The organism is Streptomyces fagopyri (assembly GCF_009498275.1).
Taxonomy (GTDB): Bacteria; Actinomycetota; Actinomycetes; order Streptomycetales; family Streptomycetaceae; genus Streptomyces; species Streptomyces fagopyri.
Genome location: NZ_CP045643.1, coordinates 5,227,090 through 5,242,724, shown reverse-complemented (window position 1 = coordinate 5,242,724; position 15,635 = coordinate 5,227,090). Strand labels below are relative to the sequence as shown.

The following is a 15,635-nucleotide window of genomic DNA, read 5'->3' as shown; positions in this document are numbered from 1 at the left end:
CGTTCCCCGCGAAAAGCAGATCATCCACCCCTCTAATTCACCTCTATGTCACCCCCTGTTGACCACGGGTCACACATGGGTTTGTGATGTGGGGGAATCGTGCGTGTCCATGACCGGCAGGCGACGTACCCGCACCACCTCACCCGTTCACCCCCGACCCGCCAGGACCAGACTGCTGTCCGCCGCCGCGCTGGCCGCGTGCGCGTCGGTCGCCGTCGGCTGCGGTGTCGTGCCCGGTGTCATGGGGGGTTCCGGGGACGACACCATCAAGGTGATGACCTGGGCCCCCCAGGACACCGCCGCGACCAACAAGCCCGGCATGCCCGCCATGGCCCAGGCCTACGCCCGCTGGGTGAACGCCCACGGCGGCATCAAGGGCCACAAGCTCGACGTCCTGACCTGCAACGACCACAACGACACCGTGGGTGCCGCGCAGTGCGCACGGCGCGCGGCCAAGGAGAACGTGGTCGCCGTCGTCGGCTCGTACAGCCAGCACGGCCGCTCGTTCCTGGCTCCGCTGGAGGCCGCCGGCATCCCGTACATCGGCGGCTACGGCGTCACCGACGACGAGTTCACGAGCCCCCTCTCCTACCCGGTCAACGGCGGCGCGCCCGCGCTGCTGGCCGGTCTCGGGGAACAGCTCGGCAAGAAGTGCGGCCCGGTGTCGCTGATCCGTCCCGACACCGTCGCGGGCGACCAGCTCCCGGTGCTGCTCGACGCGGGTCTGAAGAGGGAGCACCACCCGGCCGCCGCCGACCAGCGGGCCGCCGAGGACGCGACCGAGTACGCCGGGCAGGCCAAGCAGGCTCTCGACCGCGCGACCGCGAACCCGCAGAGCACCGGGTGCGTGGTGACCGCGCTCGGGGACCGCACGGACACCTTCATGGACTCCTTCCGGCGCAGCCGCACGGACTACCGGAAGGTGGGGACCGGAACGGTGCTCGGCAGCATCGACCAGTCACGGATCGACGCCAGCGGCGGGAAGTCGGGCCCGTACGAGGGCGCCTACGTCACCGGCTGGTACCCGGTGGCCAGTGACCCCCTCTGGGACCCGATGCGCAAGGTCATCAAGGAGCAGGCCTTCGGCGACAACCGGATCGATCCCGCGGACGCCGGGGTGCAGACCACCTGGATCGCCTACAACGTGTTCAAGAAGGTCGTGGAGGCGCTCGGGGGCGATGTGACCTCGAACGCGATCCGGCAGACCCTCGACAACGGCCTCAAGGTGACCACGGACGGGCTCACGCCGCCGCTCAGCTGGCGCTTCGAGGACCTGATCGCGGCCGTCGACTTCCCGCGCCTGGTCAACGCCAATGTCACGTTCCAGGTGGTGCGCGGCGGCCAGCTCGTCTCGGCACTCGACGGCTTCCAGGACGAGTCGAAGACCCTGGAGAGCGCGGACCAGCACTGAACCACCGAAGGCCCGCCCCACCGGATGATCCGGCGGGGCGGGCCTTCTGGGTGTTCACAGCTGGATCGGGGTCCGCTTCGTCAGCCCGTACTTCGCCGCGATCGCGTTCCACAGCCCGGCGGCCTTCGCCTTCTGCGCACTCGCGGTGCCACTGGCCGCGTTGGCCGCCTGGGTCTGGCCGGTGGTGCGGGCGTGGCCGCCCTTGCAGCCCTTCTTGCCGCCCACCTGCTCGGCCCAGGCCGCGTAGTGGTTGTCGGCCGACGCGGAGGCCTGCCACGCGTTGTTCAGCGCGGCGGTCAGCGCGGCGTGGTTCGGGAGCTTGTCGACCGAGAGGGCGGAGAGCCGGGTGACGAGCCCGGCGCGCTGCTTGGCCGCGCCCCGCAGATCGCCGGCCGCCTGGCCCAGGTTGTTGCAGGCCTTCACGTTCTCGACGGCCTTGACGACCGAGTCACGGCTGTTGTTGCTGTCCGCGAGGAGCTTGTCGAGCTCGACGGCCTGGGCCTTGGCGGGGTCGGCACCCGCGGACGCCGAGCCGTCGGTGGCCCCGGCCGTCGCCGATACGTTCTTGCTGCCGCCGTCCGCGCCGCCGCCCCCACCACCGCCGCCGCCGCCGCTGAGCAGGGCACCGGCGCCGACACCGAGCACGACGATGCCGATACCGACGGCGGCGATCAGCGGGACACGTGAGCGGCTGCGCCCGCCACCGCCCTCGGGGGCCGCGCCACGCCGGGTGGCGGCCCGTCCGCCCGGTCCACCGGGCATCCCCGGGGCCTGCGCGCCATAGGGGGCCTGAGGGGCGTACGGGGCCTGTGGGGTGTGCGGGGCCTGTGGGGTGTGCGGGGCCTCCGCTTCGAAGCGCGGAAGCTGCTGCGTGGACGCGGGCCCCTCCGGTGCGCTCGACTCGGAGCGGAAGAGGTTGTCGAACTCCGCGGGCGGCTGCCGGTCCTCCGGGCCGCCCGGGCGTATCCCGTACGTCCCCCCGGACGGGTCCGCGGGCACCGGGGCGATGAACTGCGTGGGCTCGGCGTCCGGGTTCGCGGCCGCGGACGGCGATCCGGCGCCGGGCATGCCCTGGGGCGCGTGCCCCGGGAACCGGGCTCCGCCCCCGCTCACCTCGGGCGGAAGGGCGCCGGGACCGATCGGCGGCAGGAACTGGGTCGCGCCCTCGTCGGCGGCCGGGACGGGCGGGATGTACTGCGTGGCGCCCTCGTCGGCGACGGGAGGCAGGGCACCGGGGGCGACGGCGTGCGGCAGCGGCGCGGCCTGGCCGCCCTGGGCACCGTACGCCTGGGCCTGTCCGTCCCCGTACGAGCCGTTCTCGTACGGGCCGCTCCCGTAGGAGCCGTTCTCGTACGAGGACGTCCCGTGGCCGCCGTACGACGGTGACTGCTGCCCGCCGAACTGCTGCGCCTGCGCGCCCTCGGCCGGGAGCGGCCCGGCGCCCGGCGCCTGCTGCGGCGCCTGTGCGCCCTGCTGGGCGGAGGCGCCCCAGTGCGCGTCCGGGGCCTGGTCCGGCCCCGCGGACCAGCCGGCGGAACCCTGGGACGGCCCGTCGTGGGCGCCCCAGTCCGGGCCCGCGGCGGCGGGCTGTCCCGCACCGGGTTCGCCCCAGGTCTGGGTGCCGTTCACCGGCTGCCCCCAGCCCTCACCGGGCTGCGGGGCGGGCGCGGCCGCGGGGTCGGGACCCCACGGCCGGTCCCAGGACCGGCCTCCGGCCGGAACGGCCTGGTCGCCCGTCATGCCCGGCAGCAGCGGCTCGCCACCGTCGGAGGGCAGCACGATGCCTTCACGCGCGGGTCGCGCCGAGGGCTGCTCGCCCTGTCCACTCTGCGTCACCGGGACTCCTACTTATGGGGGACCTTCGGAATCGTCGACTCACGCTACCGGGTCCCCATGAGCCCGTGCCACGCAGCACAGGTCATCACCCCTGCCCGCGGTGACCGGGGTAACGAATACGCCCCGCCGTGCGCTGTATCTCCCCCCTGTCCCGCGGAGCGCCGTCGTTTTCCCGCCGTTCACACCCCCGTCCGCAAAACGTTCACGCCGCCGCCTGGAGCTCCAGCCTCGCCCCGAACTCCCTCACCACCGGCTCCTCCCGGTACGGATCGAGGCGCTGTTGCAGGTCCTCCAGGTACTCGGCCCCCCGGTTGGAGCGCAGCGTGCCCAGCAACTCGACCGCGCGCAGGCCCGTATGACACGCCTGCTCCACCTCGCGCTGCTGGACCTGCGCGGTGGCGAGCAGCACATAGCCGATGGCCCGGCGGCGGGCCCGCGACTCCGGATGCCCGGCGAGCGACTCCTCCGCGCACCGCGCGGCCGCCTCGGCCTGCCCCAGGTCCCGGTGGCAGTGCGCCAACTCGTCGGCGAGATACGCCTCGTCGAAGTGCGCGATCCACGCCGGGTCGTCGCCCGAGGCCCCGTCGGCGGACTCCAGGGCAGTGACCGCGCGCCCCGACGCAACCTGGGCGGCGCGCGCGTCGCCCATCAGCGCGTGCCCGCGCGCCTCGGCGGCGTGGAACATCGACTCCGCGCGCGGTGTCACCCGTCCCCGTGCGCCCTCCTGGGCGGCACGCGCCAACTGCGCGATCTCGCGCGGGTTCCCGAGCTGCGCCGCCAAGTGGCTCATGGACGCGGCGAGCACGTAGCCGCCGTACCCCCGGTCACCGGCCGCCTGGGCGAGTCTCAGCGCCTGGATGTAGTAGCGCTGGGCGAGCCCCGGTTGACCGGTGTCGATGGCCATGTAGCCGGCGAGCTCCGTCAACCGGGAGACGGCTGCGAAGAGTTCACGCCCGACCGCCTCCCGGTAGGAGCCCGCGAGCAGGCCGGAGACCACGCTGTTGAGGTAGTGCACGACGACCGGGCGCACATGGCCACTGCCGTACTGGTGGTCGAGGTCCACCAGCGCCTGGGTCATCGCGCGCACCGCCGCCACGTCGGAGACCCCGACCCGCGGGCCCGCCGCGCGCGCCACCTGGGAGTCCGGCGCGGAGATCAGCCAGTCACGGCTGGGCTCGACGAGCGCGGAGGCGGCGACGGACGAGCCGGACAGGAAGTCCCTGCGTCCGACGTCGCTCCGCCACAGCTCACACACCTGCTCGATGGCGCCCAGGACGGTCGGCGAGAACTGCAGGCCGACGCCGGACGCGAGGTTCTTGCCGTTGGCCATGCCGATCTCGTCGATCGTGACCGTACGGCCGAGCTTGCGGCCCAGCGCCTCCGCGATGATCGCGGGCGCCCGTCCCCGCGGCTGCTGGCCACGCAGCCAGCGGGCCACGGACGTCTTGTCGTAGCGCAGGTCGAGGCCGTGCTCCGCGCCGCACATGTTGACCCGGCGGGCCAGCCCGGCGTTGGAACAGCCCGCTTCCTGGATGAGCGCCTGCAGTCGTTCGTTCGGCTGCCGCGCGACGAGCGGCCTTGCGGCCATGGCGTACCCCCTGTGGCTGTGGTGCCTGCCCACGCACCGATGTGACGTGTCCTCATCGGCCGACGACATGGAGCGAGGCCGGCCATGAAGATCAATGCCCCGCAGACATACCGAAGATGCGGGACATGTGAGGATTGCCGGGGTAAGGGCGGTTGCCCGACCCCTCCCCTGGTTACCCACCCCCCGCTGCCGTTCCCCACGCGCGCCCCCACCCGTGCATCCATGCGCCCCACGTGCGGGAACGATGCCCCTCCCCCGCGCACGGCACGCCCGTAACCCCCCGTGGTCACCGGAGTTGTGTTCATCGTGGAAGAGACCATCGCGGGGCCCGAGGCCGCCCAGATCCCGAAGCAGCGCGGCGAATCGCTGCTGGACACCGCCGTGCGATATGCCGAGGAACGCCACTGGGACGTGTTCCCGGGTACCTGGCTGGAAGCCGTCGACGGCACACAGCGTTGCTCCTGCGGCGACGGCCGGTGCTCCGCGCCCGGCGCGCATCCGGCGCGCGAGGACTGGGCGGCCCAGGTGACCGGCAGCGTGACCGTCGCCCGCCGCATGTGGTCGAAGCAGCCCACTGCGTCGATCCTGCTGCCCACCGGGCGTACGTTCGACGCGATCGACGTGCCCGAGTCGGCCGGCTTCCTCGCGCTCGCCCGTATGGAGCGGATGGAGCTGACGCTCGGCCCGGTGACCTGCACCCCGGACCGGCGCATGCACTTCTTCGTGCTCCCCGGCGCCGCCGCGAAGGTCCCCGACCTCGTACGGAAGCTCGGCTGGACGCCGGCCTCGCTCGACCTCGTCGCGCTCGGCGAGGGTTCGTACGTCGCCGCCCCGCCGACCCGGTTCGGGTCCCGGGGGTCCGTGCAGTGGGCCCGCCGCCCCACGCCCGCCAACCGCTGGCTGCCGGACGTGGAGGAGCTGATCTCACCGCTCGCCTACGCGTGCGGACGCGACCGGTAGCCGGCGGGGCCGGGGCGCCGCAGGACGGCGGGTCCGGTCCGGCTCGGTTCCGTCGCGGCCGGTCGCGCGCTTCCCCGCCCCCTCGGAACAAGGCCGCTCACCCGTAGGGTGCCTACATGACCCAGGGAGCAGCCGTACACGTGCAAGGGCTCTGGAAACGGTTCGGGGAGCAGGTCGCCGTCGGCGGGATCGACCTGGAACTGCCCGCGGGCCGGTTCATCGGGCTCGTCGGCCCGAACGGGGCCGGGAAGACCACCACCCTCTCGATGGTGACCGGGCTGCTCAGGCCCGACCAGGGCACCGTCGAGATCGTGGGCCGTGACGTGTGGCGCGACCCGGCGGCGGTGAAGGCCCGGATCGGCGTCCTGCCCGAGGGCCTGCGGCTGTTCGAGCGGCTCTCCGGGCGTGAACTCCTCGCCTACACCGGCCGGTTGCGCGGCCTGCCCGGGCCCGAGGTGGACAAGCGCGCCACTCAGCTCCTCGACGTCCTCGACCTCGCGGGCGCCCAGCACAAGCTCGTCGTCGACTACTCGACGGGCATGCGCAAGAAGATCGGGCTCGCCGCCGCCCTCCTCCACAACCCCGAAGTCCTCTTCCTCGACGAGCCGTTCGAGGGCGTCGACCCCGTATCCGCGCAGACCATCCGCGGCGTCCTGGAGCGGTACACGGGGTCGGGCGCCACGGTCGTCTTCTCCTCGCACGTGATGGAACTCGTCGAGTCGCTGTGCGACTGGGTGGCCGTCATGGTCGCGGGGCGCATCCGCGCCCACGGCCCGCTCGCGGAGGTCCGCGGCGACGCTCCCTCGCTCCAGCAGGCGTTCCTCGAACTCGTCGGCGCGCGCGGCCGCACGCCCGGGGCCGACCTGGACTGGCTGGGCGGCGGCGCCCGGTGAGCACGCCGGCGAGCGTCCCCGCGAGCACCGCCCCGGGCACCCCGGCGGCCCCTTCCCCACCCGGCTCCACCGCGTCCCTCACTCCCGTCGTCGTACGGCTGAAGCTGTCGCTCCTGCGCAACGGGCTGCGCCGGTCGGGCGGGCGACGGGCCGCGTACCTCACCTCGGTCGTCCTCGTCCTCCTCGTCGCCGCCCTCCAGCTGCTGGGCCTGATCGCGCTGCGCGGCAACCCGCACGCCGTCTCCGTCACCGTGCCGCTGGTGGTGGTGCTGGCGCTCGGCTGGGCCGTGATGCCGCTGTTCTTCCCCAGCGGCGACGAGACGCTCGACCCGACGCGGCTGGTCATGCTGCCGCTGCGGCCGCGCCCGCTCGTCAGGGCGCTGCTGGCGGCCTCGCTGGTCGGCATCGGACCGCTGTTCACGCTCTGTCTGCTCGTCGGGTCCGTCGTCTCGGTGGCGCGCGGCACGGCGGCGTACGTCACCGCCGTCGTCGCCGTGGTCGTGGCCCTGCTCGTCTGCGTGGCCCTCGCGCGTGCCGTCGCCGCCGCCAACATCCGGCTGCTGTCCAGCCGCAAGGGCCGCGATCTCGCGGTGCTCAGCGGGCTGGTGATCGCGGTCGGCGCGCAGCTGGTCAACTTCGGTGTGCAGCGCCTGGGTTCGGCGGGCGGCCTCGCGGAACTCGACCCGGTGGCCGACGTGCTGCGGTGGGTGCCGCCGGGGTCGGCGATCGGTGCCGTGGACTCGGTGAGCGAGGGCTCGTACGGGGCCGGGGCCGTGCAACTGGCGTTGGGCGTGGCCGCGCTGGCGGGGCTGCTGGCGCTGTGGTCGCGGCATCTGACCCGCCTGATGACCTCACCGGACGGCTCGACCCTGCGGACCGCGGAGCCCACCCGGGAGCGGGGCCCTTCGGGGCTCGGCCGGCTGCTGCCGCCGGGACGCACCGGGACGGTCATGGAGCGCAGTCTGCGGTACGTGTGGCGGGACCCGAAGACGAAGGCCGCGTGGGTGACCTCGCTGGCCATCGGGCTGATCGTGCCGGTGTTCAACGCGCTGCAGGGCACCGGCTCGGTCTATTTCGCGTGCTTCGCGGCCGGGATGCTCGGGATCCAGATGTACAACCAGTTCGGGCAGGACACGTCCGCGTTCTGGACGGTCGCGATGACGATCTCGTCCCCGCGGGACGCGTATGTCGAACTGCGCGGACGGGCGCTGGCCCTGCTGGTCATCACCCTGCCGTACGCGACGCTCGTGACCGCCCTGACGACCGCCCTGCTCGGCGACTGGGGGCGGCTGCCCGAGGTGCTGGGGCTGTCCTTCGCGCTGCTCGGCGCGATGCTGGCCACCGGAGCCTGGTCGTCGGCCCGCTTCCCGTACTCGATCCCGCAGGAGGGGTACAAGAACGTGGCCCCCGGGCAGGCGGGGCTCGCCTGGATCTCCATCTTCGGCGGCATGGTCTCGGCGGCCCTGCTGAGCGCCCCCGTGATCGTCCTCACGATCTGGGTGAACGTGGCGGCGGACGGAGACCGGTGGAGCTGGCTGCTGCTGCCGCTCGGGGCGGGATACGGGGCGCTGATCGCGCTGCTGGGGCTGCGGATGGCCGCGCCCCGCACGGCCCGGCGGCTCCCGGAGATCCTGGCGGCGGTGAGCAAGGGCTGAGCCAGGGCCCCCGTCGTGCGGTCGGGTGGCGCCGGTACGCGGTTTCTCGTCGGTCGGGGCGGGGCGAGCGGGGGCGAGGTGCGTGCGGTCGCGGGACGGAGGGGGCGCCGACGGGACGGGCCTCCCACGCGAGCGTGGGAGGGGTCGGCGAGCGGCGACGACACGGCGGACGCGCGTGCCCTGCCCCGCGTCCCGCCGCCTGATCCGGACGACATGATCCGGACGACGGGTCCAGGGGCGCGCGGGCCGGGTCTCCGGGGTTCCCGGTCAGCCGGTGAGGACGCCGTCGAGGAACGGCTCGATCGCGGTGCGCCAGGCCTGCGGCCGGTCGTAGTGGACGAGGTGGCCGGCGTCGGCCACCTCCGCGTACCGGCCGTGCGGCAGGACCCGGACCATCTCCTGGGACTCGGCCCGGCCGAGCTCGCCGTCCAGGCCCCTGACGACCAGGGCGGGGCACCTGACCTGGGCGAGCTCCTCCCAGTGGGCGTCATACACCCAGGTCTCGCGGGACTTCAGCATCTGCTCGGGTTCGAAGACGGGACGCCAGCCGTCGGACGTCTCGTGCATCACCTCGGCGTAGAACTCGCCGCGGGACGGATTGGGGCGCTCCACCCAGGGGTCGTCCTCGCCGAACCACTTCCGTACGTCGGCGAGCGAGGCGAACGGCATCGGCCAGGCCTTGAACCAGTGCTCCCACTCCCGCTGCGACGCGGCCCCTAACGCCGAGGCCCTCATGTCGCAGACGACCAGCCCGCGGACCAGGTCGGGGCGTTTGGCGGCGAGCTGCCAGGCGGTCAGCGCGCCCATGGCGTGACCGACGACGACGGCCGGCCCGAGACCAAGCTGTTCGAGGGCGGCCTCGGCGTCCTCGACGTACGCCTCGCGGGTGTAGCCCTCCTGCGGCGCCCTGTCGCTCTGCCCGTGGCCGCGCTGGTCGAGCGCGACCGCCCGGTGCCGTTCGGAGAGCCAGCGGGCGGTGGAGGCCCAGTGCGAGGCGCGGCCCATGAGGCCGTGCAGCAACAGCACCCCGGGGGCCTGCGGGCCCGACGGGGGATCGTTCTCGGGATGACCGGCGAACTCCCACGCGGCCAGGCGTAGGCCGCCCGCGCCTGTCACGTCGATGCGCCGCACCATAGGTCTGGCACCCCCCTAGCTCGCTCGGACCGCTCGCTCCCACTCGAGCCCGCCGGTCCCTCGTACCGCTCTCCGCCGCTGCTGCCACCGCTGTGCCGCTACCGCCGGCGTGCCGCTCCGTGTGCCGCTCTACGTGTACCCGGTACGCCCGCCGTACGCCCCCAGATTATCGAATAGGCATTCGAAAATAGCCCGCTCGGCGACAACACCCCTCGTTCGAGTGACCACGACCGGGGATTGACCGGCGCTGCCGAGGGGAGATCTTCAGCGGGAGGCGGACCGCTCGGGGACAACGGTCCGAAGGGGATGACCCTGGGAGCTCGGGGCTCCGGGTCAGCACAGGGGAGGACAGGCCCCGGCGCCATCTGGCGCCGGGGCCATCCCCCTGTCTGCGGCACACCATCCCCGTCCCCTCCCCGACCGCGCGACATCCCTCTCGGACACGGTCAAGAGCCCTCAGGTCATATGCCTCACGCGACAGCCTCGCACGCAAATGGTCTCGCCGCTGCGATTCGGCACACTGAATCTTGGTTTCGGCGAGGCGGCGCAGGCATCGCAACTACCTCTCCCGCCCCAGGAGTTGACATGACCGGACCGACCGGACGGGGGGCCGCCGCACGGTCCCGAGGGCGCCCGGCCGCGCGTGGGCCGCGGTTCCGGCCCTGTCCGGCGGGCTCCCGGGAGCGGACCCCGGGGTCCGGCCGAAGCCGGGCCCCGCGGCCCGCGCCCGGGGGCTGCCCCTCGCGGGCTCAGGACCGGGGGACGCGCACCGGGATGCCGCGTCCGCCCACGCGCACCGGACGCCGGCGCCCCGTCCGGAACGCGCACCGTCCACGGGTGCCGGCCGGCCGACCGGCGGCCACCGGCGCCCGTGGCGCGTCAGCGCTTCGCGACGAACACGTGGGACGCGACGTCCGACTCCAGCTCCGCCGCCTCGCCGCCGCTGCCGACGAGCACGCCGCCCGCCGACTCCGTCACGCTCACCACGGAACCGGGCTGCACACCCGCCCGGCGCAGGGTGTACATCAGCTGCGCGTCCGTCTGGATGGGCTCACCGATCCGGCGTACGACGACGGTCTTGCCGTCCAGACCCGGGTCGAGCTCGGCCAGCGACACCATGCCCTCGTCCAGGAACGGGTCGGCGCCGTCCTTCTCGCCGAGCTCCTCCAGGCCGGGGATCGGGTTGCCGTACGGCGACTCGGTCGGGTGGCGCAGCAGTTCCAGAACGCGCCGCTCGACGGCCTCGCTCATCACGTGCTCCCAGCGGCAGGCCTCGGCGTGCACCTGCTCCCACTCCAGGCCGATCACGTCGACGAGCAGGCACTCGGCCAGGCGGTGCTTGCGCATCACCCGGGTGGCCAGGCGGCGGCCCTCGTCGGTGAGCTCCAGGTGCCGGTCGCTGGCGACCGCCACCAGGCCGTCGCGCTCCATGCGCGCCACCGTCTGGCTGACCGTCGGTCCGCTCTGGTCGAGCCGCTCGGCGATCCGGGCGCGCATGGGGACCACGCCTTCCTCCTCCAGCTCGAGGATGGTGCGGAGATACATCTCCGTGGTGTCGATCAGTCCGGACATACGTGCCCCTCGATTAGCTCTGCCGGAGGCTCGGTGGCTCACCGGCTTGTGCGCTGGCCCTGAACTCAATTCTGACGCATACCACCGACAACCGTGCCTCGCCGGGGGAACCACACGATGACGAGTGCCTCCGGGGCGACGCGGGCCCGGCCCCGGCCGGACCGGATACGACCGGAACCCGAACGCCCGTCCGAGGTCGGGCGCGTGTCCGAGGTCGGGCAGGCGCCCGGCGTCCGGCGTCGGAGGCCGGACGTCCGGGGTCGGACGTCGGCCACAGGTGGTGCGGCGCCCCTGCGGGCGGCTGGTGCCCTCGGCCGGGCGGCTCCGCCGCCGGGCCGCGCACCGGCGGCCCTCCGCCCAGTGTCGCTCCCGCGGGCCGTATTGACAGGGCACTGGTCCAGACCGCAACGTGATCCGCGACACGACGGGAGTACGGCTGTGCCGGGCCGCCGGTCCGCTCGCCGGCCCTGTGCCGACGCGACTTCTAAGGGGCTTCGCCGATGAGCGACAGCAAGCTGGCCGGGCAGTTCTTCGACGCCGCGATCGGCCTGCTGCAGCGGGTGCGGGACGAGTGCGCCGAGGACGTCGAGGCGGCCGGCGCCCTGATCGCCGACACCGTCGCGGAAGGCGGCCGGCTCTTCGCCTTCGGCGCCGGGCACTCCTCGCTCGCCGCGCAGGACGTCGTCTACCGCGCGGGCGGTCTCGCCCTGATGAACCTGCTCGCCGTGCCGGGCGTGGTCGGCGTCGACGTCATGCCGGCGACGCTGGGTTCCGCCCTGGAGCGGGTGGACGGTCTCGCGGGCGCGGTGCTGGACTGCAGTCCCCTCCGCTCCGGGGACCTGCTCGTGATCATCTCCCTGTCGGGCCGCAACGCGCTCCCCGTCGAGATGGCCATGAACGCCCGCGCGCTGGGCGTGAAGGTCATCGGGGTCACCTCGGTCGCCTACGCCTCGGAGACGACCTCCCGGCACGTCTCGGGGACGTATCTGAAGGACCACTGCGACATCGTCCTCGACTCGAAGATCGCGGTCGGAGACGCGGAACTGACCCTGGACGCCATCGAGGCCCCCTTCGCCCCCGCCTCCACGGTCGTCACGTCGGCCCTGCTCCAGGCCGTCATGGCCACCGCCGCCGGCGCGCTGGCCGGCCGTGGCATCGAGCCGCCGCTGCTGCGCTCGGGCAACGTGGACGGCGGCCACGAGTGGAACGGCCGTGTGATGACGGAGTACGGCGACCGGATCTTCTACCGGCGCTGAACCGCCCGGCCCGGACACCGGCGCGGGCCGTCAGGGTCGGCACACCCCGCCCGCCCCGGACACCGGCGCGGGCTCATCACCCCGGGCCGGACACCGACGCGGAGTCACATCCGCCCGGGACGCACCGCCGGGGCCGGGACTCACCGCCGGGGCCCGGGCACGCGTCCGGTCCCGGCAGACGCGTCCGGTCCCGGCAGACGCGTCCGCCCGGTCCCGGGGCGCGCCCCGAGGTCGTCGCGCCGCGCCTACGGCCGCTCCACCAGCCCCTTCAGGTCCAGCGCCATGGCGATCCGCGCGGCCACGTCCTCCGCGTACATGGCGTCCGCGCGCTCGAACCGGCTGCGCCCCGCCCCGCGCAGAAACGTCACGACACCCAGCGTCCGGCCGCGGCTGCGCAGCACCGCGCACAGGGCGTGCACCGAGTCCGCCGGCCACTGACGGGCCAGGGCCCACTCGCGCGTCCGCTCGGGCGTGCTCTCACCGGAGCCGGCCCGCACGGACCCGGCCCGCTCCACGCACTGCAGCGCGGGGTGCCCCTCGGCGTACCGCACGGGCAGTCCGGCCTTCCCGGTGAGCAGGCTCGGCCCCGGCGCCCCGGCCGGCGTGGCGACGGCCCGTACGAGCCGCACGGGCCCCTCACCGTCCGCCACCGGGCCGCCGGCCACGCGGTCGATCAGCGCATGGTCGGCGAATCCGGCGAGCGAGAAGTCCAGGTGGACGGTGGCCGCCTCGCCCGGGTCCTCGCACTCGGCCGCGGCCCGGGCCGCCCGGTGCAGTTGATTGGCCCGGAACCGCAGCAGCGCCGCCTCCTGCTCGGTCTGCCTGGCCTCCGTCACGTCCTGGAAGAGCCACCCGACACCGAGCGGGACCGGTTCCTCCGTGAGCGGCGAGGCCAGCCGCACGAAGCCGCTGCGCCAGCACCGCCGCTTCTCGCCCTCCGCCGAGCGCACGCTCACCCACATCTCGGCGGGCGCGGGCGGCGCTCCCTCGGCGAGCACGTGGGTGAGCGCGCTCTCCAGCTCCTCGACACCCTGCGACAGCAACTCCCCGAGGGGCCGCCCGAGCACCGCCGTGCGGCCCATGCCCAGGGCGCGGGCCGCGTGGGCGTTGACCACGGCGGGCCGCAGGTCCGCGTCGACGAGCACCACACCCCAGCTGGCGTCCGCGAACAGCGCCTCGCTCAGGGCGATGGACCGCTCCAGGTCGATCTGCGCGTGCACCTCGCTGAAGGCGCAGTACACCCCCGCCGGCTTGCCGTCGGGGCCGCGCACCGCGGCGGACTGGGTCCGGACGAGCACCCGCCCGCCCTCCTTGGTCAGCAGCGCGAACTCGTTCACCTGCCGGCCCGGGGCCTCCATGGCGGACAGCAGGCGCCCCTCGACCTCCTCGGCGTCCGCGGTCCGCACGGCCCACCCGGCGAATCCGGGCCGCCCCACGGCCTCGGCCGCGGTCCAGCCGAGAATCCGCTCGGCCTCACGGTTCCAATGGGTGACGACCCCGTCCGCGTCGAACGCGCACAGGGCGGCGTCCATCCCGTCCAGCAGCGCGGCAAGCAGATCCGAACCATCCGGCTCGGGCTCGTCCGGCCCCAGCTCATCGGTGGTCCCACTACGCCGGGAAGCACTCACCTGGACCCCCTGCAGGCTGCGTCCGCACGTACGGCGAGACAGTTCACTCACTGGCATTCATTCAACTCGAACGTGACCCAGCCCACACCTGATTCCCCGAAGATTGGACGAAATCGTTGCGCGCGGGAATTCCGCCCCACCCGTCCCGCGGACCACGGACCGCTCGAAAAAAAACAGTTGAGCCGTTCGCGATCCGTTCCTAAGGTGTGGTGCACACGAGAGAGGAGGTGGTTCGGCAGATGTATCCCAACCGGACGCGTGAGGTGGCTGCGGGCTAGAGGCCCGTCACCACATCCAGTGCGGTGCCGGACCCGCGCGTGAAGCAGCGCGCAGCCGGCCCAATCTCCAGCAGTCACCCGACCCGCGAGTTCGCCGGTACGTCCGGCCGGCTCCTCCGCCGCGAGGCTGAGGGACCCGAACTCGCGGGTCGCCTGCGTTGTGCGGCATGTGTGAGGTGGGGCACATACGTTTGTGAGGGTCCGCAGTACTCTTGGGCCATGCTTCCGATGCTCGTCCGACGCCGACACGTGGACTACGTGCGCGTCACGAGCATGGGCTGTCGGCCCAGCGCCTGACCTCGGCCCTCACCTCTCTCCTCCGGCACCCGTGGCCCCCGCCCCATCCCCGGCGGCCCGCCCGGGCACCCCGTACACCCCGCGGACGCACCCCATGACGACGTACCCGTCCTCCTCGCCGTTCCAGCAGCTTCCGATCATCGACCTCTCCGCGGCCGACCGCGGTCCCCAGGCCCGTGCCCTGCTGCACGCGCAGCTGCACAGCGCCGCCCACGACGTGGGCTTCTTCCAGCTCGTCGGGCACGGGGTGAGCGCGGCCGAGACCAGCGCCCTGCTCGACGCCATGCACCGCTTCTTCGCACTGCCCGAGGCCGACCGGCTCGCCCTCGACAACATCGGCTCGCCGCACTTCCGCGGTTACACGCGCACCGGCGACGAACGCACGGGCGGCAGCCGGGACTGGCGCGACCAGCTCGACATAGGCGCCGAGCGGCCCGCCCGCAGGCCCGGCGCGGACGAGCCCGCCTACTGGTGGCTGCAGGGCCCGAACCAGTGGCCCGCCGCGCTGCCGGAGCTGCGGACCGCCGCCCTGGCCTGGATCGACCGCCTCGGCTCGGTCGCGGCACGGCTGCTGCGCGAGCTGCTCACCGCCATCGGGGCGCCCGCCGACTTCTACGAGCCGGCGTTCGGGGAGTGGGCCCACCCGCATCTCAAGCTCGTGCGGTATCCGGGGAGCGCGGGGGACGGCGCCGGTCAGGGCGTGGGGGCGCACAAGGACTACGGGTTCCTGACGCTGCTGCTCCAGGACACCGTGGGCGGGCTCCAGGTGCAGCGGGCGGACGGCCTCTTCCACGACGTGCCACCGCTGCCGGGGGCGTTCGTCGTCAACCTCGGCGAGCTGCTGGAGGTCGCCACCGACGGCTACCTGCTCGCCACGAACCACCGGGTCGTGAGTCCACCCGGAGCCACCGAGCGGTTCTCCGTGCCCTTCTTCTACAACCCGCGCCTGGACGCCCGGATCGAACCGCTGGTCTTCCCGCACGCGTCCGCCGCGCCCGGGATCACCGACGACCCGACGAACCCGCTCTTCGCCGAGTACGGGTTCAACGAGCTGAAGGGCAAGCTGCGCGCCCATCCGCTGGTCGCCGCCCGCCATCACGCGGAGCTGCTCACGCCCGCGTGATGAC

General features: G+C 73.6%; 11 protein-coding genes. 6 read left to right on the top strand and 5 right to left on the bottom strand.

Annotation, left to right across the window (positions count from 1 at the left end):
- The first annotated feature begins 109 nt into the window (after positions 1–109).
- The gene (locus tag GFH48_RS22610; protein WP_153289993.1) at positions 110–1,411 is read left to right on the top strand and encodes an ABC transporter substrate-binding protein; all 1,302 of its coding nucleotides are present in this window, start codon (positions 110–112) and stop codon (positions 1,409–1,411) included.
- A 54-nt stretch (positions 1,412–1,465) separates the two neighbouring features.
- Here the strand turns inward: GFH48_RS22610 and GFH48_RS22605 are convergent, their stop codons facing one another.
- A complete protein-coding gene (locus GFH48_RS22605; RefSeq protein WP_153289992.1) occupies positions 1,466–3,247 on the bottom strand; it encodes a hypothetical protein in 1,782 nt (593 codons plus the stop codon).
- Between the two features lie 202 nt (positions 3,248–3,449).
- Positions 3,450–4,835 (bottom strand): transcriptional regulator, encoded by a 1,386-nt coding sequence (locus GFH48_RS22600; RefSeq protein WP_153289991.1) that lies wholly within the window; start codon positions 4,833–4,835, stop codon positions 3,450–3,452.
- A gap of 297 nt (positions 4,836–5,132) precedes the next feature.
- On the opposite strand from GFH48_RS22600, the gene GFH48_RS22595 reads away from it, so the two are divergent.
- From GFH48_RS22595 to GFH48_RS22585, 3 genes are all read left to right on the top strand, one after another.
- A complete protein-coding gene (locus tag GFH48_RS22595; RefSeq protein ID WP_153289990.1) occupies positions 5,133–5,795 on the top strand; it encodes a bifunctional DNA primase/polymerase in 663 nt (220 codons plus the stop codon).
- Positions 5,796–5,911: 116 nt separating this feature from the next.
- Positions 5,912–6,688 (top strand): ABC transporter ATP-binding protein, encoded by a 777-nt coding sequence (locus GFH48_RS22590; protein WP_153289989.1) that lies wholly within the window; start codon positions 5,912–5,914, stop codon positions 6,686–6,688.
- Complete coding sequence (locus GFH48_RS22585) at positions 6,685–8,343, top strand: transporter (RefSeq protein ID WP_153289988.1); 1,659 nt, start codon at positions 6,685–6,687, stop codon at positions 8,341–8,343. Before GFH48_RS22590 ends, GFH48_RS22585 begins: the two co-directional genes overlap by 4 nt.
- A 267-nt stretch (positions 8,344–8,610) precedes the next feature.
- On the opposite strand, the gene GFH48_RS22580 is transcribed toward GFH48_RS22585, so the two are convergent.
- The gene (locus GFH48_RS22580; RefSeq protein ID WP_153289987.1) at positions 8,611–9,477 is read right to left on the bottom strand and encodes an alpha/beta fold hydrolase; all 867 of its coding nucleotides are present in this window, start codon (positions 9,475–9,477) and stop codon (positions 8,611–8,613) included.
- 879 nt (positions 9,478–10,356) lie between these two features.
- Entirely contained in the window at positions 10,357–11,049 is a 693-nt protein-coding gene (locus GFH48_RS22575) for a metal-dependent transcriptional regulator (protein WP_148008965.1), read from the bottom strand.
- Between the two features lie 500 nt (positions 11,050–11,549).
- Between GFH48_RS22575 and GFH48_RS22570 the strand changes: the two genes are divergently transcribed.
- A complete protein-coding gene (locus GFH48_RS22570) occupies positions 11,550–12,305 on the top strand; it encodes an SIS domain-containing protein (protein WP_153289986.1) in 756 nt (251 codons plus the stop codon).
- A 245-nt stretch (positions 12,306–12,550) separates the two neighbouring features.
- On the opposite strand, the gene GFH48_RS22565 is transcribed toward GFH48_RS22570, so the two are convergent.
- Complete coding sequence (locus tag GFH48_RS22565) at positions 12,551–13,933, bottom strand: PAS domain-containing protein (RefSeq protein ID WP_228120851.1); 1,383 nt, start codon at positions 13,931–13,933, stop codon at positions 12,551–12,553.
- Between the two features lie 669 nt (positions 13,934–14,602).
- On the opposite strand from GFH48_RS22565, the gene GFH48_RS22560 reads away from it, so the two are divergent.
- Positions 14,603–15,631 carry an isopenicillin N synthase family dioxygenase gene (locus GFH48_RS22560; RefSeq protein ID WP_153289984.1) on the top strand — a complete coding sequence of 343 codons (1,029 nt, stop codon included), beginning with the start codon at positions 14,603–14,605 and terminating at the stop codon, positions 15,629–15,631.
- Positions 15,632–15,635: the final 4 nt, after the last annotated feature.

Excerpts from the sequence above, each read along its gene's own strand:
- GFH48_RS22610 (WP_153289993.1), top strand. The coding sequence starts at position 110 with ATGACCGGCAGGCGACGTACCCGCACCACCTCACCCGTTCACCCCCGA.
- GFH48_RS22600 (WP_153289991.1), bottom strand. The coding sequence starts at position 4,835 with ATGGCCGCAAGGCCGCTCGTCGCGCGGCAGCCGAACGAACGACTGCAG.
- GFH48_RS22590 (WP_153289989.1), top strand. The coding sequence starts at position 5,912 with ATGACCCAGGGAGCAGCCGTACACGTGCAAGGGCTCTGGAAACGGTTC.
- GFH48_RS22580 (WP_153289987.1), bottom strand. The coding sequence starts at position 9,477 with ATGGTGCGGCGCATCGACGTGACAGGCGCGGGCGGCCTACGCCTGGCC.
- GFH48_RS22575 (WP_148008965.1), bottom strand. The coding sequence starts at position 11,049 with ATGTCCGGACTGATCGACACCACGGAGATGTATCTCCGCACCATCCTC.
- GFH48_RS22570 (WP_153289986.1), top strand. The coding sequence starts at position 11,550 with ATGAGCGACAGCAAGCTGGCCGGGCAGTTCTTCGACGCCGCGATCGGC.
- GFH48_RS22560 (WP_153289984.1), top strand. The coding sequence starts at position 14,603 with ATGACGACGTACCCGTCCTCCTCGCCGTTCCAGCAGCTTCCGATCATC.